The organism is Caulobacter mirabilis (genome assembly GCF_002749615.1).
Lineage (GTDB): Bacteria > Pseudomonadota > Alphaproteobacteria > Caulobacterales > Caulobacteraceae > Caulobacter > Caulobacter mirabilis.
In genome coordinates this window covers 276,370-298,027 of record NZ_CP024201.1, presented here as the reverse complement: position 1 = coordinate 298,027, position 21,658 = coordinate 276,370, and the positions used below count along the sequence as shown (strand labels likewise).

Here is a 21,658-nt window from a genome sequence, read left to right as displayed (position 1 = left end):
CTGCTCACTTGCGGTCCTTTCGCGGCTTGAGATTGGCGCCGAAGCCTCGGCCGGCGCTCGAGTCGAGCATGAAGGCGGCCTGGGCCGCCGCCACCGGATCGTCGGGACTGTCGTCGTAGGCCACCGCCCGCACGAAGGCGACCGAACGGGTCGCCTTGTAGCAGTGCGCCTTGGCGAAGATGTCCTTCCCCGGCTCCGCCGGCCGCATGTAGTCGATGCGCAGGTCCAGGGTGGCGATGGTCTTGAACTCGGTCATCGCCGCATGGACCGCCTGGCCGCAGGCGTGATCCAGCAGGGTGGTCACGACCCCGCCCGCGATCACGCCCGTCTCCGGGTCGCCGATCAGCTTCTCGTCGTAGGGCACCTTCAGCACCGAGCCGTCGCGGTCGATGGAGAGGGTCTCCAGTTTCAGGGCCAGGGCCTGGGGGGAACCCTGGTTCATGCCGAGCGCGAGGTTGCGCATCAGTTCGAGATGGTCGCTCATGGCTTCGGTTTAGACGCGGCGCACGCCCATATCCAGATGCAGATGGTGAGACCCGAAGCTCTGCTCTGTCCTCGGCCGGACGGGCTCTACTGCCCGCCCGGGGACTTCTACATCGATCCGGTGCGGCCGGTGGGCCGCGCCCTGGTCACGCACGGCCATTCCGACCACGCCCGCTCGGGGCACGGCCAAGTCGCCGCGACGCGCGAGACCCTGGACATCATGGCCGTCCGCTACGGCGCGGACTTCGCCGGCTCCGCCCGCGCCCTGGCCTATGGCGAGACCATCGCCCGCGACGGCGTCGAGATCACCCTGGTCCCGGCCGGCCACGTGCTCGGCTCGGCGCAGGTCGTGGTGCGCTGGAAGGGCCTGACCATGGTCGTCTCCGGCGACTACAAGCGGCGGCGCGACCCGACCTGCCCGGCGTTCGAGCCGGTCCCCTGCGACGTTTTCGTCACCGAGGCGACCTTCGGCCTGCCGGTCTTCCGCCACCCGGACGCCGCCGACGAGGTCGCCCGCCTGCTCAAGTCGGTCGAGCAGTTTCCGGAGCGCACCCACCTGGTTGGGGCCTATGCCCTGGGCAAGGCCCAACGGGTCATCGCCCTGCTGCGCGAAGCCGGGTTCGAGCGGACGATCCATGTCCACGGCGCGCTGGAACAGCTGAACGCCCTGTACCAGCGGCACGGCGTAGAGCTGGGCCCGCTGCGGCCGACCGGCGAGGGGCGCGACCCGCTGCCCGGCGAGATCGTGCTCTGCCCGCCCGGCGCGCTGCAGGATCGCTGGAGCCGACGGTTCGCCGATCCGGTCAGCGCCTTCTGCTCCGGCTGGATGCGGGTGAGGGCCCGGGCCAGGCAGCGCGCCGTGGAGCTGCCGCTGGTGATCTCCGACCACGCCGACTGGGACGAGCTGACCGAGACGCTGGCCGAGCTGTCGCCGGGCGAGGTCTGGATCACCCATGGGCGGGAGGAGGCGCTGCTGCGCTGGTGCGAACTGCGCGGCCAGCCCGCCCGGGCCCTGGCCCTGGTCGGCTACGACGACGACGCCGACTGAGCCCGCTGGACAACGCACGCGGAACGCGCACTCAATCGCCGAACGAGGCCACGGGGGAAGTAAACGGATGCGATCGGCGATTGTCATCGGAGTGGTCGCGCTGGTCCTCGTCGGCTGTGGCCAGGCGAAGGAACGGGGCGTCGCCTACAACGCTGAGACCGCGGACCCGGCCGCGGTGGGGGAAGCGGCCGCCGGTTCCGCGACGCCGGCGAGGCCGATCAGCGCCGTCCCCGCCGGCGCCCCCATGCTGGCCTACAGCTACGACTACAGCATCAAGGGGGCCGCCCAGCCGCTGCGCGATCTGATGGGCCGTCACGAGGCCGCCTGCACGAGCGCCGGGCCGCAGGTCTGTCAGGTGGTCAGCTCGACGGCGTACGAGAATGAGGGAAGCCGCCTGCAGAGCCGCCTCGAGCTCCGGGCCGCCCCGGCCTGGGTAAAGCGGTTCCGCGACAGCCTGGCCGCGGAGACAAAAAGCGTCGGCGGCCGGGTGACCGGGGCCGATGTTACGTCGGAGGACCTGTCGCGGGAAATCGTCGACACCGAGGCGCGGCTGCGCGCCATGACCACCCTGCGAGATCGGCTGCAGGCCCTGCTCGCCGATCGTCCCGGCAAGCTGTCGGAGCTGGTCGAAATCGAGCGGGAGCTGGCGCGGGTCCAGGGCGAGATCGACAGCACCCAGTCGCAGCTGGCGGTGACGCGCGGGCGGGTCGCCATGTCCGAGATGACCATCAGCTACAACTCCGCCGGCGGGCTGGCCCCGAAAGGCGTCTGGTCGCCCCTGACCACGGCCTTCACCGACTTCCTGGCGATCGTGGCCTTCACCCTGGCGGCGATGGTGCGGCTGATCGCCTGGACCCTGCCCTGGGTCGCGCTGATCGGGCTGGCGGCCTGGCTGTTTCGCAAGAAGCTGCCGCGGCGCCTCTGGCCGGCGCGTGAGAAGAAGCCCGCCGAATGAGCCGCAGCCTTCCCGCCTACGGCCTCCTCGACGCAAATGAGATCGTGGTCACGGTCGAGCGGCTGCGCGCGCGGATCGAAGAGCGGTTCCCGGCCTCGAGTCTGACCAAGGCCGCCGCCCAGCTCGGCCGGACGGCGCGCGACACCGCCCATCGGGCGCGGGCCCTGTCCCGCCCCTACTACGGCTTGCGCACCCTCACGCTGCTGCTGGCGGCGGCGGGCGTGGTTGGGCTGGGCCTGATTCTGAAAGAAGTCGACTGGGCCGGCATCCTGGCCCGGACCAACGAGGAGGCGCTGACCGCGCTGCTGGAATCGGCGGTGAACCTGGCGCTGCTGATCGCCGGCGGCCTGTGGTTCCTGCTCACGCTGGAGGAGCGCTGGAAACGCGCGCGTATCCAGGCCGACCTGCACCAGCTGCGCGCCTTCGCCCATGTCGTCGACATGCACCAGCTGACCAAGGACCCCACCGTCCTGCTGGGCGGCGGACAGCGGACGGCCTCATCGCCGGAGCGTCGGATGAGCCGGTTCGAGCTGACCCGCTACCTGGAATACTGCGCGGAGATGCTGGCCCTCACCGGCAAGCTGTCGGCCCTGTACGCGGGCGAGACGAACGACCATGTGGTCGTCGCCGCCGCCAGCGACGTGGAGACCCTCTGCACCGACCTCGGCCGCAAGATCTGGCAGAAGATCACCATCCTCGGCGACCTGGCCGAATCGCCCGCCGCCTAGTCGTTTCGAGAGCGCCTTCGCCATGAGTCTGGCCCCCGCCGCCTTCATCCTGGTCGCCCTCGTGGGACCGCCGCTCTGGGCCCTCTATGGCCTCTGGCGGTCGCGGTCGACGCCGCCCCCGACCGCGCCGGCCGCCGCCTGGGACTGGCGGCTGACGATCGCCTCGACCCTGCTGTTCGCCCTGGCCTTCAACCTGACCTTCTTCGTCCAGGAGCTGTTCCTGGTCTGGCCCAAGGCGCTGACGCCGGGCCTGCATCCGGTGCTGTTCCACAACAACCACGACTGGACCGGCGACAACCCGCTGGCCGAGCTGCTTCAGGGGACCGGCGCGCTGGCCATCCTGATCCTGGGCGGCCTCTGCGCCCTGCTGCTGGACCGCCGCCCGCCGCGCTCCATGAGCGCCCGACTGTTTCTGTTCTGGATGGCCTTCCAGGGCCTGTTCATGTCGCTGCCCCAGGCCGTGGTCGGCGCCTACGAACCCCGCAACGACGTCGGCCGCGCGACGACTCACCTGGGCTTCACGCCAGAAGCCAAGACCGCCGCCGCCCTCATCGCCCTGGCGGCCATCGTCGCGCTGGCGAGCTGGCTGGGGCCACGCCTGCTGGGCCTCGCCGCGCAGCCGTCCTGGATCGACACCCCCCGACGGCGGATGCTGTTCGCGCTACGGACGGCGGGCCTGCCGGCGCTGCTCGGCGCCCTGCTGGTCATTCCGTTCCGCGTGCCGGGCCATGTGATCGAGGCCGCGATCGTTCCGATCGCCGTGGCGATCATCGGGTCGGGCTGGATCCTGGCCGACGCCTGGCGCGCCGCGCCGACCGACGCGCCTGCCCCCTCCCCCGCCCGGGCGACGCTCGGCCCGCCGCTGATCGCGCTGGCGGCGGTGCTGGCGGTATTCCAGATCGTCCTTCGCCCCGGGATCACGTTCGGCTGATCGGCAACGAGGGGCTACAGTCGACCGCCATGCGCGCCTTCGCCCGCCTGCTCGACAGCCTGTCCTTCACCGCCTCGCGGAACGCGAAGCTGCGGCTGGTCCGCGACTTCCTGGCGGAGCAGCCCGATCCGGACCGCGGCTGGGCGCTGGCCGCCCTGACCGGCGATCTCAGCTTCTCGGCCGCCAAGCCCGCCGCCATCCGCAAGGCGGTCGAGGCGCGGATGGACCCGGTCCTGTTCGGCTGGTCCTACGACTATGTCGGCGACCTGGCCGAGACCGTCGCCCTGGTCTGGCCGGCCCAACCAGGCGCCAATCGCGAGCCCGAGCTGTCGGAAGTGGTCGACGCCCTGCGCACAGCCTCCCGCGCCGAGGTTCAGCCGCTGATCGAGCGCTGGTTGGACGCGCTTGACGCCGATGGCCGCTGGGCGCTGCTCAAGCTTCTGACCGGCGGCCTGCGCGTGGGCTTCTCCAGCCGGCTGGCGAAGCAGGCCTGCGCCGACCTGGGCGGGGTCGAGACACGCGAGATCGAAGAAGTCTGGCACGCCCTGGCGGCGCCCTACGAGGACCTGTTCGCCTGGCTCGAAGGCCGGTCGGAACGACCCAGCGCCGACCACCCTGGCCGCTTCCGACCGGTGATGCTGGCCCAGCCGATCGACGAGGCCGTCGATTTCGCCAAGCTCAACGCTGGCGACTACGCTGCGGAGTGGAAGTGGGACGGCATCCGCGTCCAGGCTGTCAGCGAGCGCGGCGTCCGGCGCCTCTACACCCGCACCGGCGACGACATCAGCCATGCGTTCCCGGACGTGATCGAGGCGATGGCCTACGAGGGCGCGGTCGACGGCGAGTTGCTGGTGCTGCATGACGGCGCGCTGGCGAGCTTCGGCGACCTGCAGCAGCGGCTCAACCGCAAGACTGTCGACGCCAAGCTCCTCAAGGCCTATCCGGCCGGCGTCCGGGCCTACGACCTGCTGCTCGACGGGGAGGCGGACCTGCGCGACCTTCCCTTCGCGGAACGTCGGAAACGGCTCGAAACCTTCATTTCAAGGCTCGATTCGGCCCGATTCGACCTGTCTCCGCTGCAGCCCTTCGAGACCTGGGGACAACTTTCCGACCTTCGCGCCGATCCGCCGCCGGGCGATCCGGCCCTGTCGGAAGGGCTGATGCTGAAACGCTGGGACAGCCTCTACGAAGCGGGCCGGCCCAAGGGACCCTGGTTCAAGTGGAAGCGCGATCCGCACCTGATCGACGCGGTCCTGATGTACGCCCAGCGCGGCCACGGCAAGCGGTCCAGCTTCTACAGCGACTACACCTTCGGGGTCTGGCGCGAGGACGCCAACGGCGATCGGATCCTGACCCCGGTCGGCAAGGCCTATTTCGGCTTCACCGATGAGGAGCTGAAGCAGCTCGACAAGTACGTCCGCGACAACACCGTCGAACGGTTCGGGCCGGTGCGGTCGGTGCGGGCCGGCCTCGACTTCGGGCTGGTGCTGGAGGTGGCGTTCGAGGGGCTGCAGCGGTCGACGCGGCACAAGAGCGGCGTCGCCATGCGCTTCCCGCGCATCAGCCGCATCCGCTGGGACAAGCCGGCGCGCGAGGCCGACGACCTGGCGACGCTGGAACGGATGCTCGGCTGAGTCAGCCGCCCAGACGCCGCCGCAGCACCTCGACGAAAGCCCGGACCCGCGGGCTGATGTCGCGGCGCGAGGGGAAGACCAGCCAGTTGGCCGCATCCGCCCCGCCGGTCCAGTCGGGAACCAGATGGCGCAGGGCGCCCTTCGCCAAATCGTCGGCGCAGAAAGGGACCGGCAGGATGACGATCCCGGCGCCGTCCAGCGCCAGATGGCGCAGGAAGGTCATGCTGTCGGCGGCCGGGGCGGTCGACTGGGCGAGCAGGCGGCGCTCCAGCTCCGGCGGCAACCCGACCAGCCGCCGCCGCTCCGCGCCGACCAGCGGCAGCAGGATATGGCCGAGCAGGTCCGTCAGACCGTGCGGCGTCCCCCGACCGGCGAGGTAGCTCGGGCTGGCGAACAGCCCGAACGGCACATCCGGTAGCCGCGAAGCGGCCAGGCCCGCCGACCCGGGATCGCCGCCGCGGATCGCCAGGTCGATGTTCTCGGCGATCAGGTCGAGCCGGCGATTGGTCACCCGCATGTCGAAGACCACGCGCGGATGCTCCGCGTTGAAGGCGACGATGGCGGCGCTGACCGGGGCCAGCGGCGTCTCGACGGGGACGGTCATCCGGATCACGCCGCGAAAGCCGCCGCCCGTCGTCGCGCCCTCCTCGGCCGCGACCAGGGCGTCGATCGCCCCCTCCACCGCCTCGAGATAGGCGCGGCCCTCGTCGGTCAGGACCACCCGGCGAGTCGAGCGGCGCAGCAGCCGGACGCCCAGCGCAGCCTCCAGCGCCAGCACGCGGGCGCTGATCGTCGACCGCGGCAGGCCGAGCGTCCGCCCGGCCGCCGCGAAACCGCCCTGGCGAGCGACCGCGACGAAGGCATGGGTGCGGTTCAGGTCCAGCATTGTCCAATAGGCCGTCGATAGCGTCGATATTGGACGCCTTATCACGCTTTAAGACATACGCCACATCCCCGGGGCGGGCGTCGGGCCCGTCGCGAGAGAAACGCCATGATCACCCGCTACGCCTTCATCCTGATGATCCCGGGCGCCGACCCGGTCCGCGACCGGATCGTCATCGAGCGGGATGGTCTGACCAGCACCATCTTCCCGACGCCCTCCGCCGACGCCGTGACCCGGTCGGTTCAGTTGGCGGCCGAGGACGGGGCTCAGTTGATCGAGATCTGCGGCGCCTTCGGCCCCGTCGGCGCCGCCGCCGCGATCGAAGCCGTCGGCGGCCGCATCCCGATCGGGTCGGTGTCATTCGGGCCGGAGTCGATCACCAGCCTGGCCGCCTTGATCGCGACCTGAGTCCTAGGCCGCCCGGCTGTTCCAGGGCGCGAAGGCCAGCAGCCGCGCCATACCGCAAAAGCCGGTGACGCCCGCGACGGTCAGGCCGGCGCCGACGAAGCCGGCGATGGCGAAAAAGGCCGGGTGGGCGAACAGGCCAAGCAGGACGCCCAGCAGCACCAGCGAGCCGGCGCCGATCTGGACCTGACGCATCATCTCCAGCGGCGCCTTGCGGTCCTGCTCGACCGGCAGACCCGCCTTGATCCAGGCGTCCAGCCCGCCCCGCAGGACGAAGGTCTCGCCCGCGACCTCGGCGGCGAGGCGATCGGCGTTGGCGTCGGTGCGCATGCCGGTCCGGCAGGTGAAGACGATCTCTCGCCCCGTCGGCAGGCCGCCTGGCGCGGACAACGGGCGGGACAGCGCGCCCTGCACATGGGCGCGGGCGAACTCGTCGGCCTCCCGGATGTCGACCAGGACGACATGGCCGTCGGCCAGGCGGGCGGCGACCTCAGTCGGGGTCAGGGGCGTCAGCTGGGCGCGGCTCATGGCTCTTCCTCATGTCCGGGGGACAGAAGATCTCGGCGAGCGTTTCGACCACCCGCATCGCAGCCGGATCGGCGATCCGATAGCGGATGACCTGGCCTTCGCGGCGCGTGGCCACGATGGCTTCCTCCCGCAGCACCGCGAGATGCTGGGAGAGGGCCGACTGCGACAGGCCGACCCGGGGCAGAAGCTCCCCGACCGACAGTTCGCCGTCCGCCAGCTGGCACAGGATCATCAGCCGCCGCTCGTTGGCGAGCGCGCGCAGGAGACCCGCCGCCTTCCCGGCGCTGGCCTCGAAACGGGTGATGTCGAAGTTCGCGAGATCGAACATGGTCGCCATATATGCGTACTTGCTAATTTAGCAACAACTAATATTTAGATGGCCGCAACAGGAGGTTCCGGCCATGAGCCCCGCCATACAGGCCTTTTTCGACACGGCCACCCACACCGTCTCCTATCTGGTCTCCGACCCGGCCACGAAGGCCGCCGCGATCATCGACCCGGTGCTCGACTTCGACCCCAAGGCCGCCCGCGTCACGACCGCCTCGGCGGACCGCCTGCTGGCCGCGGTCCGCGAGCAGGGCCTGGCGGTGCACTGGATCCTGGAGACCCACGCCCACGCCGACCACCTGTCGAGCGCCGACTATCTGCGCGCCGAGACCGGCGCGAAGGTGGTCATCGGCGCCCACATCCGCGCCGTTCAACAGACCTTCGGCGATCTGTTCGAAGCCGAGGCCGACGGCCGGGTCTTCGATCGCCTGGTCGATGAGGGCGACACCCTGTCACTCGGCGTCCTGGAGATCGGAGTGATGCATACGCCAGGCCATACGCCGGCCTGCGTGACCTACCGCATCGGCGATACGGCCTTCGTCGGCGACACCCTCTTCATGCCCGACTACGGCACGGCCCGCGCCGACTTCCCGGGCGGAGACGCAACGGCGCTGTATCGTTCGATCCGCAGGATCCTGGCCCTGCCGCCGGAGACGCGGATCTTCGTCGGCCACGACTACCTGCCCGCCGGGCGGGACCGGTTCCAGTGGGAGACCACGGCAGCCGAGCAGCGCCTGGCCAACATCCATGTGCGCGACGGCGTCGAGGAGGCGGCGTTCGTGGCCATGCGCGAGGCCCGCGACGCCACCCTGGCGGCGCCGACCCTGATCCTGCCGTCGTTGCAGGTGAACATCCGCGCCGGCGCCCTGCCCGAGCCCTCGGCGACGGGGCGCGTGTTCCTGAAGCTGCCCGTGAACGCCCTCTAGCGCCCCTCCGCGGCCAGAATGGCGCGGAGCTCGGCCTTCGCCACCTTCTCCAGCGTCGACCGCGGCAGGGCCTCGACCAGCCGCACCTCATGCGGATGCTTGAAACCGGCGAGAGCCTTGCGGCAGGCGGCCAAGACCCGGGCCGGCAGCTCCGCATCGGCTATATCTCGCGGGATCACGAAAGCCACCGGAACCTCGTCCAGCATGGCGTGCTTTCGGGCGACGACCGCGACCTCGACCACGCCCTCTACGGAAGCGACGACGCGCTCGATCTCGGAAGCCGCGACATTCTCGCCGCCGACCTTCAGCATGTCCTTGGAACGATCAGCGAAGTACAGGAAGCCGTCCTCGCCCAACCGCACGCGGTCGCCGGTGATGAACAGGCCGTCGGCGGTGAAGGCCCTGGCCGTCGCTTCGGGGTCGCCGGCGTACTCCAGAAACAGCGACACCCCGCGCCGCCCGCCGACCAGCAGGTCGCCGGTCTCGCCGGGCCGAACCGGCTGGCCCGCTTCATCGACCACATGGATGTCGTAGGCCGGCGACGGCCGCCCCATCGACATCGGCGCATCCGGCAGGTGAGCCGAACCCACCGTGCCGTGGGTCATGGTCTCGGTCATGCCCCACCAGCCGATCGTCTTCACCCCGAACAGGGCGTCGGTGGGCGGCGAGCAGACCCCGTTGCCCCAATGACGATAGCTGTGCCGCTCCGGCCGCGGCTGGTCCATCAGCGCCTTCAGACAGAAGGGCACCATCGAGGTCCAGGTGCAGCCGTGCTTCAGCGAGACCGGCCAGAACCGCGAGGCCGAGAATTTCGGCTGCAGCACCACCGTCGCCCCGGCCCAGAGCGCGGCGGCGACGGAGTAGACCTGGGCGTTGGTGTGGAACAGCGGCAGGTAGACCAGGTGGACGTCGTCCGGACGCAAGTCCTCGTTCTGGGCGCACATCCGGGCGCCCCACAGGGCGTTGGCGTGGGTCCATAGCACCGCCTTGGGGCGGGCTGTGGTGCCTGAGGTGTACTGGATGCCGAAATGCGCCCAGGGATCGTGGGGCCGCTTCGCCAACGCGGCCGGATCAGCATCGATGGCGGCGAAGGGTTCAAAGCCCGAGACGTCCGCTTCCGCCGGCGCGCCGTTGTCGGTCTCGGTCACGGCCAGCCAGTCCAGGTCCGGAGCCGCCTCCCGCACCAGGGCGGCGAAGCGCGGCTGGGTGATCCCGCCGACACTGCCGCTGTGGCCGGCGAAATAGGCGATCTCGTCGGCGCTGGACTTGGCGTTGGTCGTCACCGGCACGGCGCCGGCATAGGCGCAGCCCAGCCAGGCGATCAGGCTCTCCGGACAGTTGTCCAGGTGGACCAGCACCCGGTTGCCCGGCTTGACGCCCCGCGCCTGCAGCCCGGCCGCGAACCGCCGCAGCGTCTCGGCGAAGGCGGCGTAGGACCAGATCCGCCCCTCGCCCTCGAACGGCTCCCAGATCAGGAACGGGTGCTCGCCCCGTCGCGCCGCCTGGGCGTCGATCAGGGTGCGGATGTCCATGGCGTCGAAGGGCGTGAGCGGGGGCGTCGGCGTACTCATGCCGCCGACGCTAGCGCAACCACACGCCCTGTCGACCGTGACCCCGCGTCAGCCGTTGAAGCTGCGCACCGCCTCGATGATAGTCTGCTGGACCGCCTCGTCCATATAGGGGTGCATCGGCAGGGCCAGGACGGTCCCGGCCTTGGCCTCGGTCACCGGCAGGCCGCCGGGGCCTTGCGGATAGCCGTTGTAGGGCGGCTGGGTGTGCAGCGGGACAGGATAGTAGACCGCCGTCGGAACGCCCTGGGTCTTGAGATGCGCCGCCAGGCCGTCGCGGTCGGCATGCTCGATCACATACTGCGCCCAGACAGAGATCCCCTTCTCGATGACCCGGGGCGTCGAAAGCACGGCGCCGTCCAGGCCGGCGGCGTAGCGATCGGCGACTTTCTGGCGCAGCTCGATCTCCTCCGGGAAGATGGCAAGCTTTTCGATCAGCACGGCCGCCTGCAGCGTGTCCAGGCGGGAGTTCATGCCGACGCGCATGTTCAGGTACTTCGGGTCGTGATCGAACGTCCGGCCGGCGAGGTCGCTGGCCACGGCCTTGCCGTGCACGCGCAGGCTGTCCATCAACTGAGCCAGGTCAGCGTCGTTCGTCAGGACGGCGCCGCCGTCGCCGTAGCAACCGAGCGGTTTGGCCGGGAAGAAGCTGGTCGTGGTCGCGTCGGCCCAGTGGAGGGGATGCTTGCCGTCAAGAGTGCAACCGAAACCCTGAGCGCTGTCGGCGATGAGCTTGAGGCCGTGACGGTCGCAGACCGCGCGGATCGCGGGGTAGTCGGCGGGCTGGCCGAACAGATCGACCGCGATCACCACTTTCGGCGTCAGGCGACCCTCCGCCTTCACGGCCTGGATGGCCGCCTCCAGCTTCGCCGGGTCAAGGTTGTAGGTGTCGGGCAGGACGTCGACGAACACCGGCTCGGCGTTGGTCCAGGGCACGACCTCGGCCGTCGCCGCAAAGGTGAAGGACGGGCAGAAGACCGCGTCGCCAGCGGCCACGCCCCAGGCCATTAGCGGCAGGGCGATGGCGTCGGTGCCGTTGCCGCAGGAAAGCGCGTGGCGCGCTTGGCCGAACGCCGCGAGCTGCGCCTCGAAGGCTTTCACTTCCGGCCCCATGATGTAGCCGCCATGGTCCAGGATCCGCCCGAACGCTTCGTCGATGCGGGCACGAATGCGCTTCTGCTGCGCGGCGAGGTCGATAAAGGCAATGCTCATACGCGCCTCCTAGAGCGGGTGCTGTTCGACCGCGAGACAAACCCTGTAACCGGATGTTTCGTCGACCGCACGGCGTGCACTATCCGGCCCGGCGCCCGGCTTCAAGACGGCGCGCGGCCGGAACCGCCCGGACGCCGCCCCGTTGACGGAAGGGGCGTCAACAAGCCATGCCAGTCTGAATGAACACTCTGCCGCCGGCGGTCGATCCGCAACTCATCCAGAAGCTGTCCGCCAGCGAAGCCATCATCGCGCGTCTGTTCGACGCCGCCGGCAAGCTGGCCATGAACCTCGTCGCCGCGGCGATCATCCTGATGATCGCCGTCTGGGTGTCGGGCTGGGCCTCGACCTTCGTCCAACGCGCCATCGGGAAACTGTCCAGCGTCCGCCATCCGCCGGATCCGACGCTGCAGACCTTCGTGGGCTCTGTCGTCCGGTTCGGCGTCCTGGCGATCGGCATCGTGGCGGTGCTCCAGCAGCTGGGCGTCCAGGCGACCTCGATCATCGCCGTTCTGACCGCCGCCTCGCTGGCCATCGGCCTGGCGCTGCAAGGCGCCCTGTCGAACATCGCCGCCGGGGTGATGATCCTGATCTTCCGCCCCTACCGCGTCGGCGACTTCATCGAGAGCGCCGGCCGCCAGGGCACCGTCAAGGCGCTGGACCTTCTGGTCACCGAGCTGGCCACCGCCGACAACGTCAAGGTCGTGATCCCCAACGGCAAGGTCTTCGGCGACGTGATCCTGAACTACAGCACCCACCGCCGCCGGCGTGTGGACGTGCTGTTCAAGGTGCCGCTGAAGGCCGACATCGTCGCCGTCCTGCACCGGCTGCGGGAAAGGGTGGAGACCGATCCCCGCGTACGGAAGGATCCGGCGCCGCTGATCGAGGTGCTGGACCTGAGCGAAGTCTTCGCCCAGGCCGCCGTCCGGGTCTGGGTGGCGCGCGAGGAGGTCTCGTCGGTCAAGACCGACCTGATGCTGGCCGCCCACCTGCTGGCCGAGAACCCGCAGGTCGAGCTGCCCGCCCCGCGGCCGCCCAGCAAGGTGGAACAGTCGGCGCCCCTGCCGGAGCGCGCCCTGTTTAGCCTGAAAAGGCCGCGTCGAGGTCGGCAATCAGATCCGAGCAGTCCTCAATCCCCACCGAAAGCCTGAGCAGCGTATCGCTGATCCCGATCGCCGCCCGTTGCTCGGGCGGGATCGAGGCGTGGGTCATGATCGCCGGATGCTCGATCAGGCTTTCGACCCCGCCCAGCGACTCGGCGAGGGTGAACAGCTGGGTCCGTTCCAGCACCCGCTTGGCGCGGGCCAGGTCGCCGTCGATCTCCACCGAGATGATGCCGCCGAAGCCGTTCATCTGACGCCTGGCCAGCTCGTGTTGCGGATGGCTGGCGAGGCCGGGATAGATCACCCGCTTCACGTCGCCCCGCGCCTCCAGCCACTGCGCGATGCGCAGGGCGCTCTGGCAGTGGCGCTCCATCCGCAGGGCCAGCGTCTTGAGCCCGCGCAGGGCCAGGAAGCTGTCGAACGGGCCGGAGATGGCGCCGACGGCATTCTGCAGGAACTTCATCTGGTCGCGCAGCTCGGCGTTCTCGCCGACCGCCACGACGCCCCCGACCATGTCCGAGTGGCCGTTCAGGTACTTGGTGGTCGAGTGCAGGACCAGGTCGAAGCCCTTCTCCAGCGGTCGCTGGACATAGGGGCTGGCGAAGGTGTTGTCGGCCACGGTGATCAAGCCGTGCTTCTTGGCCAGAACGGCGATCGCCTCCAGATCGACGAGCCGCAGGGTCGGGTTGGTCGGCGTCTCGACCCAGATCATCTTCGTCTCGGGCCTGATGGCCGCCTCGACCGCCGCCAGATCGGACAGGTCGACGAAGCTGAAGTCGAGGTTCGCGGTACGCCGCCGGACACGGTGGAACAGCCGGAAGCTGCCGCCGTAGAGGTCGTCGCTGGCGATCACATGGGCGCCGGCGTCCAGAAGCTCCAGCGTCGTCGCGGCCGCCGCCAGGCCGGACGCGAAGGCGAAGGCGGCCGAGCCGCTTTCCAGATCCGCCAGGCAGCGTTCGAAGGCGAAGCGGGTCGGGTTCTGACTGCGCGCGTACTCGAAGCCCTTGTGTACGCCCGGACTCTCCTGGGCGTAGGTCGAGGTCGCGTAGATCGGGGTCATCACCGCGCCCGTGGTCGGGTCGTGGCTCTGCCCGCCATGGATGGTGCGGGTCGCGAAGGCGAGGCGGTTCTTACCGTCGGTCATTTCCATATCCGTCATGGTCGGACTTGTTCCGACCACCCATGAACACGGCGGGCGGCCGGAAGACTCGATGTTCATGGGTCCTCGCGACGGGCGCGAGGATGACGATTGATATAGGTCGGCTAGGCCGTGCGCCTCAGGTGGTTGATCAGATCGACGCGGGTGATGATGCCGACCAGCTTCTCGCCGTCGACGACGACGGCCACCTGGTCGCGTTCGAACACCGGGTTCAGGTTCTCGACGGGTTCGCCGACCTGCAGCGTGTGCACGTCGCGGGTCATGGCGGCCGACACCTTCTGGCCGAACCGGTCGGCCCGGCCTTCACCGCCGCCCACGCAGGTCAGGATGTCGCTTTCGTCCAGGATGCCGACCAGCTTGCCGTGATCGACCACCGGCATCTGGCTGATGTCGCCCGAGCGCATGCGATTGTAGGCGGTCAGCAGGCTGTCCTCGGGGCTGATGGTCACCACCCCGCCCTCGGAGAAGTCGCGAGCGATCAGGTCGCGCAGATCGCCGTGCTTGGTCCGCTCCTCGAAGCCGTGAGCGGCCACCCACATGTCGTTGAACATCTTGGTCAGGTACTTGCCGCCGGTGTCGCAGACCAGGCTGACGACGCGCTTGGGCTCGGTCTGCTCGCGGCAATACCGCAGCGCCGCCGCCAGCAGGGTGCCGGACGAGGAGCCGGCCAGAATGCCTTCCTTCTCGAGCAGCAGGCGGGCTGTCTCGACGCTCTCGCGATCGCTGATCGCATAGGCCTTGGCCACCAGATCCATCTGGGCGTTGTCAGGGATGAAGTCCTCGCCGATGCCCTCGACGATCCAGCTGCCGGCCTCGCCGTACTGGCCGGTGTTGACGTAGTCGTAGAGAATCGAGCCGACCGGATCCGCGAGGATCATCCGGGTCTTGGGCGAAGCTTCTCGGAAGAAACGGCCAAGGCCCGTCAGCGTGCCGCCCGATCCGACGCCGACGACCACGGCGTCCACGTCGCCCTCCATCTGGTCGAGGATTTCCGGCCCCGTCGTGGTCTGGTGGGCCAGCGGGTTGGCCGGGTTCTCGAACTGGTTGACGTACAGTGCGCCCGGTATGCCCTGGGCGATCGTCTGGGCCATATCCTGGTAGTACTCGGGATGACCCTTGCCGACGTCAGAGCGCGTGATGCGCACGTCGACGCCCATGGCGCGGAGGTGCAGGATCTTCTCGCGCGCCATCTTGTCCGGCACGACCAGGATCAGTTTGAAGCCCTTGACCGTCGCCACCTGGGCCAGACCCAGGCCGGTGTTGCCGGCCGTCGCCTCGATAATCGTCCCGCCGGGGGTCAGACGACCGTCCTTCTCGGCGGCCTCGATCATCGACAGGGCGATGCGGTCCTTAATGGAGCCGCCGGGGTTCTGGTTCTCGAGCTTCAGAAACAGGCGGCAGGGGCCGGTGTCGATCCGGGTCACCTCGACCATGGGCGTGTTGCCGATCAGGTCCAGGGACGAGCGCGCCGCTCGCGGTAGGCTTCGGTCGGTCATGTCAGGAACAGGTTCCGCAAAGGAAGGATTGTCCCTGCCTAACGCGGAACCTGGCACGGCGGAAGCCGCGGGCCGGCGTTTTCAGGAAACGTCCGTGCCCATCAGGGTCGCCAGGCGCTCCGCCACGAAAGCGTCCAGGTCGCCCCCGCGATAGAGGAAGCCGGCCACGCCCGCACGCCGCGCCGCCTCCATGTCCGTCTCCTTGTCGCCGATCATGACGGCGTCGAGCGGATCCACCTCGAACTCGGCGAGCGCCTTCAGCAGCATGCCGGGGTTCGGCTTGCGATCGGGGTGATCGGCGACGCGGTAGCGTTCCTCGGCCGCGTCCTCGTGGTGTGGCGCGAAGTAGATCCGGTCGATCCGCGCGCCCTCGGCCTCCAGCTGCCGAAGCATCTCGTCGTGAAAGGCTTCCATGTCGGCTTCGCGGTAGTAGCCGCGGCCGATGCCGGACTGGTTGGTGGCGATGATCGCCAGCGCGCCTGCCCGGTTCACCCGCGCCACCGCCGCCTTCGCGCCGGGCATCCATTCCAGCTTGTGCGGCTCGAAGGCGTAACCCGTATCGACGTTCAGGACGCCGTCACGGTCAAAGATCACGGCGAAGCGACGAGCGGGCTGGGTCATGGGTCCTCTCCATACCACCGGGACGACAAAGCGGAAGCGGCTGTCAGCAAAACTGAAACCGCTGCCGCAAATTCGACGGCCCGGGGCGACGCCTGCGCGCTTGCGCCGGAAAGGCCTCTTCCGTACTTGCCGTCCTTGAAGGGGCCCCTCCACCCCCAAGGTGGAGCTTCACCAGTGCTGGAAACGACCGTGGCGACCACGACGCTTGCCCCCGCGCGCCCTCCGGTGTCCGATGACGCCATGACCGCGCCGCTCTCTCCCGCCCGCCTGACGCATCTGCAGCGCCTGGAGGCGGAGAGCATCCACATCATGCGCGAGGTGGTGGCCGAGGCCGAACGCCCGGTCATGCTCTACTCCATCGGCAAGGACAGCGCGGTGATGCTGCACCTTGCTGCCAAGGCCTTCTATCCGAGCAAGCCGCCCTTCCCGCTGCTGCACGTCGACACGACCTGGAAGTTCCGGGCCATGTACGAGATGCGCGAGCGCATGGCCGCCGAGCTCGGCTTCGACCTGCTGGTGCACAAGAACCCCGAGGCGCTGGAGAAGGGCGTCAATCCCTTCGACCACGGTCCGGCCCACACCGACATGTGGAAGACCGAGGGCCTCAAACAGGCGCTCGACAAGTACGGCTTCGACGCGGCCTTCGGCGGCGCCCGGCGCGACGAGGAGAAGAGCCGGGCCAAGGAGCGGGTCTTCTCCTTCCGCTCGGCCGAGCACCGCTGGGACCCCAAGAACCAGCGACCCGAGCTGTGGAAGCTCTACAACGCCCGCAAGGCCAAAGGAGAGAGCATCCGGGTGTTCCCGATCTCCAACTGGACCGAGCTGGACATCTGGCAGTACATCCACCTCGAAAGCATCCCGATCGTGCCGCTGTACTTCAGCGACGTCCGGCCGGTGGTGGAGCGTGACGGCGCGCTGATCATGGTCGACGACGACCGCTTCCGCCTGCGCCCCGGCGAGACGCCGCAGATGAAGTCGGTGCGGTTCCGCACCCTGGGCTGCTACCCGCTGACCGGCGCGGTGGAGAGCACCGCCGCCACCCTGCCCGAGATCATCCAGGAAATGCTCCTGACCACCACCAGCGAGCGCCAGGGCCGCGTGATCGATCACGACCAGGCCGCCTCGATGGAGAAGAAGAAGCAGGAGGGCTACTTCTGATGCTTCTTTGTCCGCATATCCCGGCGAAGGCCGGGACCCAGCCCGTCCCGCTGAAGCGGCTAGATGGCCTCCGCAGTCCTGGCGCTCACCCTGTCGTCCGCCATCGGGGTCCCGGCCTTCGCCGGGATGCTCGGATTGAAAGAGGGCAATTCTGATGGCCCACCAGTCCGCGCTCATCGCCGAGGACATCGAGGCGTATCTCCACCAGCACCAGCACAAGTCGCTGCTGCGGTTCATCACCTGCGGCTCGGTGGACGACGGCAAGTCGACCCTGATCGGCCGGCTGCTCTACGACTCCAAGATGATCTTCGAGGACCAGCTGGCGGCCCTCGAGAGCGACAGCAAGAAGGTCGGCACCCAGGGCGGGGCGATCGATTTCGCCCTCCTCGTCGACGGCCTGGCCGCCGAGCGCGAGCAGGGCATCACCATCGATGTCGCCTACCGCTTCTTCTCGACCGAGACGCGCAAGTTCATCGTCGCAGACACGCCGGGCCACGAGCAGTACACGCGCAACATGGTCACCGGCGCCTCGACCGCCGACGCGGCCGTGATCCTGATCGACGCCCGTCGCGGCGTGCTGACCCAGACCCGCCGGCACAGCTACCTCGTCAGCCTGCTGGGCATCCGCAAGATCGTCCTGGCGGTCAACAAGATGGACCTGGTCGACTGGGACCAGGCGACCTTCGACGCCATCGTCGCCGAGTACCGCACCTTCGCCGGCTGGATCGGCCTTTCCGACTTCACCGCCATCCCGATGAGCGCGCTGAACGGCGAGAACATCACCGAGAAGAGCAACGCCGCGCCCTGGTACGACGGCCCGCCGCTGATGACCTGGCTGGAGACGGTCCAGGTTGAGGACGGCCTGCAGGCCAAGCCGTTCCGCATGCCGGTGCAGTGGGTGAACCGTCCCAACCTCGACTTCCGCGGCTTCAGCGGCCAGATCGCCGCCGGCGTGATCAAGCCGGGCGACCGAGTGAAGGTCCTTCCCTCGTCGCGGGAAAGCCGCGTGGCGCGCATCGTCACCCTGCCGGGCGACCTGGATCAAGCCGTGGCGGGCCAGTCGGTGACGATAACCCTGGCCGACGAGATCGACATCTCGCGCGGCGACGTCCTGGTCGCCGCCGACGCCCCGGCCGCCGTGGCCAATCAGTTCGAGACGACCATCGTCTGGATGGACGACGAGCCGATGCTGCCCGGCCGCCCCTATCTGATGAAGATCGGCGCCCAGACGGTCACCGCCTCGATCACCGAGCCCAAGCACCGGGTCAACGTGAACACGCTCGAACATCTGGCCGCCAAGCGGCTGGAGCTGAACGAGATCGGCGTCTGCAACATCTCGCTCGACCGCGCGATCCCGTTCGAGGCCTACGAAGAGAGCCGCGACCTGGGCGGCTTCATCCTGATCGACCGGCTGAGCAACCGGACGGTCGGCGCCGGGATGATCCATTTCGCCCTTCGCCGCGCCGACAACATCCACTGGCAGGCCACCGACATCGACAAGGCCGCCCGCGCCGCCCAGAAGAATCAGAAGGGCCGCGTGGTCTGGTTCACCGGCCTTTCGGGCGCCGGCAAGTCGACGATCGCCAACCTGGTCGAGAAGCGGCTCCACGCCCTGGGCCGGCACACCTACCTGCTCGACGGCGACAACGTCCGCCACGGCCTGAACAAGGACCTCGGCTTCACCGAGGAGGACCGGGTCGAGAACATCCGCCGCGTGGCCGAGGTGGCCAAGCTGATGACTGACGCCGGCCTGATCGTGCTGACCGCCTTCATCAGCCCGTTCCGCGCCGAGCGTCGGATGGCCCGCGAGATGCTCGAGGCCGGCGAGTTCGTCGAGGTCTATGTCGAGACGCCGCTCGAGATCGCCGAGCAGCGGGACGTGAAGGGCCTTTACAAGAAGGCCCGCGCCGGTCAGCTGAAGAACTTCACCGGCGTCGACAGCCCCTACGAGCCGCCCGAACAGGCCGAGATCGTCGTCGACACGACCGGCATGACCGCCGTCGAGGCCGCCGAGACGATCGTGGCCTGGCTGGAGCGCGGGTGACCTAGAACGTCACCCGCCAGTCCAGGGCCGCGCCCAGGTCGAGGTCGCGGTCCTCGCGGTGGCCTTGGTTGAACGCGGCGATGGTGCGAAGGCGCAGCAGGCCCCAGCCGCCGAAGTCGCGATCCATGACCAGGCGCAGGTCGATCTCCCGCCCCGACGGGCTGGCCGAGAAGCGGCGCGTCGAGAAGGTCGTCGGATCGCGCCAGTCCAGCGGCGTGTCGGCCAGCACGGCGCTGAAGGTTCCGCTCTCGATCCGCAGCGGCTGCTCCAGTTCGATCGCGAAGGTGTCGCAGGGGATCGCGCCGAGCAGCGTGCAGTCACCGTAGGCGCCCAGCCGCCATTGGCTGCTGAACGCGTCCCCGGTCTGGAAGAAGCCGTCGCGAATGCTCGTCCGGCCGAAGGCGGCGTCGCCGCGCAGGGTCAGGCGGTCGCTCGCTCGGGCGGTCAGGCTGAAGGCGCCGAAACGCGTCTCCGCCGGCAGGCTGTAGATCGACCGTTCAGAGATGAAGGAACCCAGCGGCCCCAGCGGCTCGTCCATACGGCCGCCGGTGACGCTGAAACCGTACCGCCCGTTGCTGAAGCTGGCCGTGGCGGAGGCATAGTCCGTCCCCTCGACCTCGCGCAGGGCCAGAATGTCCGGCTGCTCTGCGCTGCCTTGTTCGGCGGCCAGCGACCAGCCTCCGCCCAGACGGACGGCGGCCTTCATCACCTGGTCGGCCGAGGCCACGGTTCGGAAGGCGTCGCGGTCGCCGGCGCCCGGCGCGACTGCGCCGCCTTCGCCCCGCCAGGCCGTCAGGCTCAGCCGGCCGATGTCGGCGGACACCAGGGCCGAGGACGGCTGGCGGACGCCGGCGAAGTCGTACATCCGCTCCGGGACGACGGCCTCCTCGAACACCGGCTGCTCGGCGCGGACGCTGAACCGCGTCCCCGCGGGACCGGCGACGCTGGTCGCGGTCGAGCGCGCGGCGGGGGCCGCAGCGCCCATGAGCGCATGCCGCCCCTCCGGGAAGGTCTGAGCCAGATCGACGGTGAAGATGCGGCGGTAGTCGTCTCGCCCGAAGGTCTTCAGGGCGGCGCTGGTTCGGACGGCGTCCCCGAAGGCCGAGCCGAAGATCCCGCCCGGCGGCGGGTTCGGCTGGAAGGTCCCGCCCGCCGCGCTCGGCACGTTGAGGGCGCCGACAGGCTGGAAGGCCGCCTTGAGGTTCAGCAGTCCGCGCCCCCAGATCGGGTCCGTTCCGGGATCCCCCTTGTCCGTCGCGGTCCGGAACAGGATGTCCACGGCGTCCCGCCCCGAGATCATCGGAAAGGCCTGGAGCAGCAGCGCGAGAGAGCCGGCGACGATCGGCGAGGCGAAGGAGGTGCCGCTTACCGACCAGCAGCCGGCGGAGGTGCAGTCGGTGGCGACGCCCTGCCCAGGCGCCACGAGGAAGCCGTTGGCGGCGACGCCGGCCCGACCTGAGAAACTGGCCATCGAGCCGTCCTGGGCCATGGCGCCCACGGCCATGACCGAACCGGCGAAGCGGCTGTCCGCGGCGTAGCGGGCCGGCCACTCCGGGTTGGGCGTCGTGTCGTTGCCGGCCGCCGCGGCCACCACCACGCCGGCGGCCACCGCTCGCTGCAGCGCCGCCTCGAACGCGGCGCCGTCCGGCGTGTCGCCGCCGAGCGACAGATTGATCACCTTGGCGCCGTTGGACACCGCATAGTCGATGGCGCGCGCCAGGTCGCTGTCGTTGAACTGGCAACCGTCGGGGCCACAGGCGGACCCGACCGTATCGTCCGCCCGGATCGAGAGAATCGTCGACCCGTAGGCCACGCCCAGGGAGCCGGCGTTGTCAAAATTGGCCGCGGCCACGGCCGCCACCCGGGTCCCGTGCCGGCTCACGCCGGTCGGATCGTTGCGCGAGGACCGGATGTCCGTGGACTGCGGCGAGATCCGCCCCTGCAGATCCGGCAGGGTCTGGTCGATCCCGGTGTCGATCACCGCAATGGTGATCCCGGCCCCCGTGGCCGGGTGGTTGTAGGCGTCGATCGCGTTGATCGCCCCCAGGCTCCAGCTGCGCAGATACTCGGCGCTCGTGGCGCTGGGCCGCCCTGGCGGGGGCGGGGGCGGAGGAGGCGGCGGCGGCGGGGGCGGAGGAGGAGGGGGCGGCGGAGAAGGCGTGACCGGCGAGACGACGCCTCCGCCGCCGCCTCCTCCCCCTCCTCCGCACGCGGTCACGGTTACGGCCAGGGCGGCGCAAACCGCCAGTGTCGGCGCACTCTTCGCAACGTGGACCCAAGTCGACATCGCAGTCCCCTCCGCCAGCCCCGCAGAAAACGCTCCCACGGTATCCTGCGGCCGAATTTACGTCACCGTGACAACTAGACTCTTGCCCCTTGGGACGGATCGACCGACACGCGTTCCTGATCCAAACACCAAAACCTCAAGGGTCGGTTCTCGACCAACCTCGGA

20 protein-coding genes are annotated in these 21,658 nt (G+C 69.4%); 10 read left to right on the top strand and 10 right to left on the bottom strand.

The genetic code is table 11. The annotated features are described in order from the left end of the window. Window positions 1-4 precede the first annotated feature (4 nt). On the bottom strand, window positions 5-484 hold the full coding sequence (locus CSW64_RS01445; RefSeq protein WP_099620424.1) for a PaaI family thioesterase: 480 nt from the start codon (window positions 482-484) through the stop codon (window positions 5-7). A 42-nt stretch (window positions 485-526) separates the two neighbouring features. On the opposite strand from CSW64_RS01445, the gene CSW64_RS01440 reads away from it, so the two are divergent. From CSW64_RS01440 to CSW64_RS01420, 5 genes are all read left to right on the top strand, one after another. Further along, window positions 527-1,531 (top strand): ligase-associated DNA damage response exonuclease, encoded by a 1,005-nt coding sequence (locus CSW64_RS01440; RefSeq protein WP_099624069.1) that lies wholly within the window; start codon window positions 527-529, stop codon window positions 1,529-1,531. A gap of 67 nt (window positions 1,532-1,598) precedes the next feature. Beyond that, complete coding sequence (locus CSW64_RS01435) at window positions 1,599-2,486, top strand: DUF4349 domain-containing protein (RefSeq protein WP_172448424.1); 888 nt, start codon at window positions 1,599-1,601, stop codon at window positions 2,484-2,486. Continuing rightward, window positions 2,483-3,214, top strand: a complete 732-nt coding sequence (locus CSW64_RS01430) for a hypothetical protein (protein WP_099620422.1) — start codon at window positions 2,483-2,485, stop codon at window positions 3,212-3,214. Before CSW64_RS01435 ends, CSW64_RS01430 begins: the two co-directional genes overlap by 4 nt. A 22-nt stretch (window positions 3,215-3,236) precedes the next feature. Next, window positions 3,237-4,145: a hypothetical protein gene (locus tag CSW64_RS01425; RefSeq protein ID WP_099620421.1), complete on the top strand. Its 909-nt coding sequence runs from the start codon at window positions 3,237-3,239 to the stop codon at window positions 4,143-4,145. A 29-nt stretch (window positions 4,146-4,174) separates the two neighbouring features. Continuing rightward, window positions 4,175-5,779, top strand: coding sequence for a cisplatin damage response ATP-dependent DNA ligase (locus CSW64_RS01420; protein WP_099620420.1), 1,605 nt, complete (start codon window positions 4,175-4,177; stop codon window positions 5,777-5,779). Between the two features lies 1 nt (window position 5,780). Here CSW64_RS01420 and CSW64_RS01415 read toward each other — a convergent pair whose 3' ends face one another. Further along, window positions 5,781-6,665, bottom strand: coding sequence for a LysR family transcriptional regulator (locus tag CSW64_RS01415; RefSeq protein WP_099620419.1), 885 nt, complete (start codon window positions 6,663-6,665; stop codon window positions 5,781-5,783). A gap of 105 nt (window positions 6,666-6,770) precedes the next feature. On the opposite strand from CSW64_RS01415, the gene CSW64_RS01410 reads away from it, so the two are divergent. Continuing rightward, a complete protein-coding gene (locus CSW64_RS01410) occupies window positions 6,771-7,070 on the top strand; it encodes a DUF6506 family protein (protein ID WP_099620418.1) in 300 nt (99 codons plus the stop codon). A gap of 3 nt (window positions 7,071-7,073) precedes the next feature. Here CSW64_RS01410 and CSW64_RS01405 read toward each other — a convergent pair whose 3' ends face one another. Together CSW64_RS01405 and CSW64_RS01400 are read right to left on the bottom strand one after the other, a co-directional pair. Then, window positions 7,074-7,595: a rhodanese family protein gene (locus CSW64_RS01405; protein WP_099620417.1), complete on the bottom strand. Its 522-nt coding sequence runs from the start codon at window positions 7,593-7,595 to the stop codon at window positions 7,074-7,076. Next, window positions 7,558-7,932: an ArsR/SmtB family transcription factor gene (locus tag CSW64_RS01400; protein WP_099620416.1), complete on the bottom strand. Its 375-nt coding sequence runs from the start codon at window positions 7,930-7,932 to the stop codon at window positions 7,558-7,560. Before CSW64_RS01400 ends, CSW64_RS01405 begins: the two co-directional genes overlap by 38 nt. Window positions 7,933-7,996: 64 nt before the next feature. Between CSW64_RS01400 and CSW64_RS01395 the strand changes: the two genes are divergently transcribed. Then, window positions 7,997-8,848: an MBL fold metallo-hydrolase gene (locus tag CSW64_RS01395; RefSeq protein ID WP_099620415.1), complete on the top strand. Its 852-nt coding sequence runs from the start codon at window positions 7,997-7,999 to the stop codon at window positions 8,846-8,848. Here the strand turns inward: CSW64_RS01395 and CSW64_RS01390 are convergent. Both CSW64_RS01390 and CSW64_RS01385 read right to left on the bottom strand, forming a co-directional pair. Further along, entirely contained in the window at window positions 8,845-10,419 is a 1,575-nt protein-coding gene (locus CSW64_RS01390; protein ID WP_099620414.1) for an AMP-binding protein, read from the bottom strand. The two genes, CSW64_RS01395 and CSW64_RS01390, sit on opposite strands and share 4 nt — an antisense overlap. 48 nt (window positions 10,420-10,467) lie before the next feature. Continuing rightward, a complete protein-coding gene (locus CSW64_RS01385) occupies window positions 10,468-11,628 on the bottom strand; it encodes a DegT/DnrJ/EryC1/StrS family aminotransferase (protein ID WP_099620413.1) in 1,161 nt (386 codons plus the stop codon). 179 nt (window positions 11,629-11,807) lie between these two features. Between CSW64_RS01385 and CSW64_RS01380 the strand changes: the two genes are divergently transcribed. Further along, complete coding sequence (locus tag CSW64_RS01380) at window positions 11,808-12,776, top strand: mechanosensitive ion channel family protein (RefSeq protein ID WP_099620412.1); 969 nt, start codon at window positions 11,808-11,810, stop codon at window positions 12,774-12,776. Here CSW64_RS01380 and CSW64_RS01375 read toward each other — a convergent pair. The 3 genes from CSW64_RS01375 to CSW64_RS01365 all read right to left on the bottom strand — a co-directional run bounded on the left by CSW64_RS01375 (window position 12,706) and on the right by CSW64_RS01365 (window position 16,004). Beyond that, window positions 12,706-13,872, bottom strand: a complete 1,167-nt coding sequence (locus tag CSW64_RS01375) for a trans-sulfuration enzyme family protein (protein ID WP_172448423.1) — start codon at window positions 13,870-13,872, stop codon at window positions 12,706-12,708. The genes CSW64_RS01380 and CSW64_RS01375 overlap by 71 nt on opposite strands. A gap of 119 nt (window positions 13,873-13,991) precedes the next feature. Beyond that, entirely contained in the window at window positions 13,992-15,383 is a 1,392-nt protein-coding gene (locus CSW64_RS01370) for a pyridoxal-phosphate dependent enzyme (protein WP_099620410.1), read from the bottom strand. 81 nt (window positions 15,384-15,464) lie between these two features. Beyond that, on the bottom strand, window positions 15,465-16,004 hold the full coding sequence (locus CSW64_RS01365; protein ID WP_099620409.1) for a D-glycero-alpha-D-manno-heptose-1,7-bisphosphate 7-phosphatase: 540 nt from the start codon (window positions 16,002-16,004) through the stop codon (window positions 15,465-15,467). 189 nt (window positions 16,005-16,193) lie between these two features. Here CSW64_RS01365 and cysD point away from each other — a divergent pair, with 189 nt between their 5' ends. Then, window positions 16,194-17,162: a sulfate adenylyltransferase subunit CysD gene (cysD, locus tag CSW64_RS01360; protein WP_425430385.1), complete on the top strand. Its 969-nt coding sequence runs from the start codon at window positions 16,194-16,196 to the stop codon at window positions 17,160-17,162. Between the two features lie 154 nt (window positions 17,163-17,316). Further along, on the top strand, window positions 17,317-19,206 hold the full coding sequence (gene cysN / locus CSW64_RS01355) for a sulfate adenylyltransferase subunit CysN (protein ID WP_099620408.1): 1,890 nt from the start codon (window positions 17,317-17,319) through the stop codon (window positions 19,204-19,206). Between the two features lies 1 nt (window position 19,207). Here cysN and CSW64_RS01350 read toward each other — a convergent pair whose 3' ends face one another. Beyond that, the gene (locus tag CSW64_RS01350; protein ID WP_150131300.1) at window positions 19,208-21,493 is read right to left on the bottom strand and encodes a S8 family peptidase; all 2,286 of its coding nucleotides are present in this window, start codon (window positions 21,491-21,493) and stop codon (window positions 19,208-19,210) included. Window positions 21,494-21,658: the final 165 nt, after the last annotated feature.

Bases quoted from the DNA above. Each gene is read 5' to 3' on its own strand.
- CSW64_RS01395 (WP_099620415.1), top strand. From the start codon at position 7,997: ATGAGCCCCGCCATACAGGCCTTTTTCGACACGGCCACCCACACCGTC.
- CSW64_RS01435 (WP_172448424.1), top strand. From the start codon at position 1,599: ATGCGATCGGCGATTGTCATCGGAGTGGTCGCGCTGGTCCTCGTCGGC.
- cysN (WP_099620408.1), top strand. From the start codon at position 17,317: ATGGCCCACCAGTCCGCGCTCATCGCCGAGGACATCGAGGCGTATCTC.
- CSW64_RS01400 (WP_099620416.1), bottom strand. From the start codon at position 7,932: ATGGCGACCATGTTCGATCTCGCGAACTTCGACATCACCCGTTTCGAG.
- CSW64_RS01375 (WP_172448423.1), bottom strand. From the start codon at position 13,872: ATGACCGACGGTAAGAACCGCCTCGCCTTCGCGACCCGCACCATCCAT.
- CSW64_RS01430 (WP_099620422.1), top strand. From the start codon at position 2,483: ATGAGCCGCAGCCTTCCCGCCTACGGCCTCCTCGACGCAAATGAGATC.
- CSW64_RS01385 (WP_099620413.1), bottom strand. From the start codon at position 11,628: ATGAGCATTGCCTTTATCGACCTCGCCGCGCAGCAGAAGCGCATTCGT.
- CSW64_RS01425 (WP_099620421.1), top strand. From the start codon at position 3,237: ATGAGTCTGGCCCCCGCCGCCTTCATCCTGGTCGCCCTCGTGGGACCG.
- CSW64_RS01365 (WP_099620409.1), bottom strand. From the start codon at position 16,004: ATGACCCAGCCCGCTCGTCGCTTCGCCGTGATCTTTGACCGTGACGGC.
- CSW64_RS01420 (WP_099620420.1), top strand. From the start codon at position 4,175: ATGCGCGCCTTCGCCCGCCTGCTCGACAGCCTGTCCTTCACCGCCTCG.
- CSW64_RS01445 (WP_099620424.1), bottom strand. From the start codon at position 484: ATGAGCGACCATCTCGAACTGATGCGCAACCTCGCGCTCGGCATGAAC.
- CSW64_RS01350 (WP_150131300.1), bottom strand. From the start codon at position 21,493: ATGTCGACTTGGGTCCACGTTGCGAAGAGTGCGCCGACACTGGCGGTT.
- CSW64_RS01390 (WP_099620414.1), bottom strand. From the start codon at position 10,419: ATGAGTACGCCGACGCCCCCGCTCACGCCCTTCGACGCCATGGACATC.
- CSW64_RS01380 (WP_099620412.1), top strand. From the start codon at position 11,808: ATGAACACTCTGCCGCCGGCGGTCGATCCGCAACTCATCCAGAAGCTG.
- CSW64_RS01410 (WP_099620418.1), top strand. From the start codon at position 6,771: ATGATCACCCGCTACGCCTTCATCCTGATGATCCCGGGCGCCGACCCG.
- CSW64_RS01370 (WP_099620410.1), bottom strand. From the start codon at position 15,383: ATGACCGACCGAAGCCTACCGCGAGCGGCGCGCTCGTCCCTGGACCTG.
- CSW64_RS01405 (WP_099620417.1), bottom strand. From the start codon at position 7,595: ATGAGCCGCGCCCAGCTGACGCCCCTGACCCCGACTGAGGTCGCCGCC.
- CSW64_RS01440 (WP_099624069.1), top strand. From the start codon at position 527: ATGGTGAGACCCGAAGCTCTGCTCTGTCCTCGGCCGGACGGGCTCTAC.
- CSW64_RS01415 (WP_099620419.1), bottom strand. From the start codon at position 6,665: ATGCTGGACCTGAACCGCACCCATGCCTTCGTCGCGGTCGCTCGCCAG.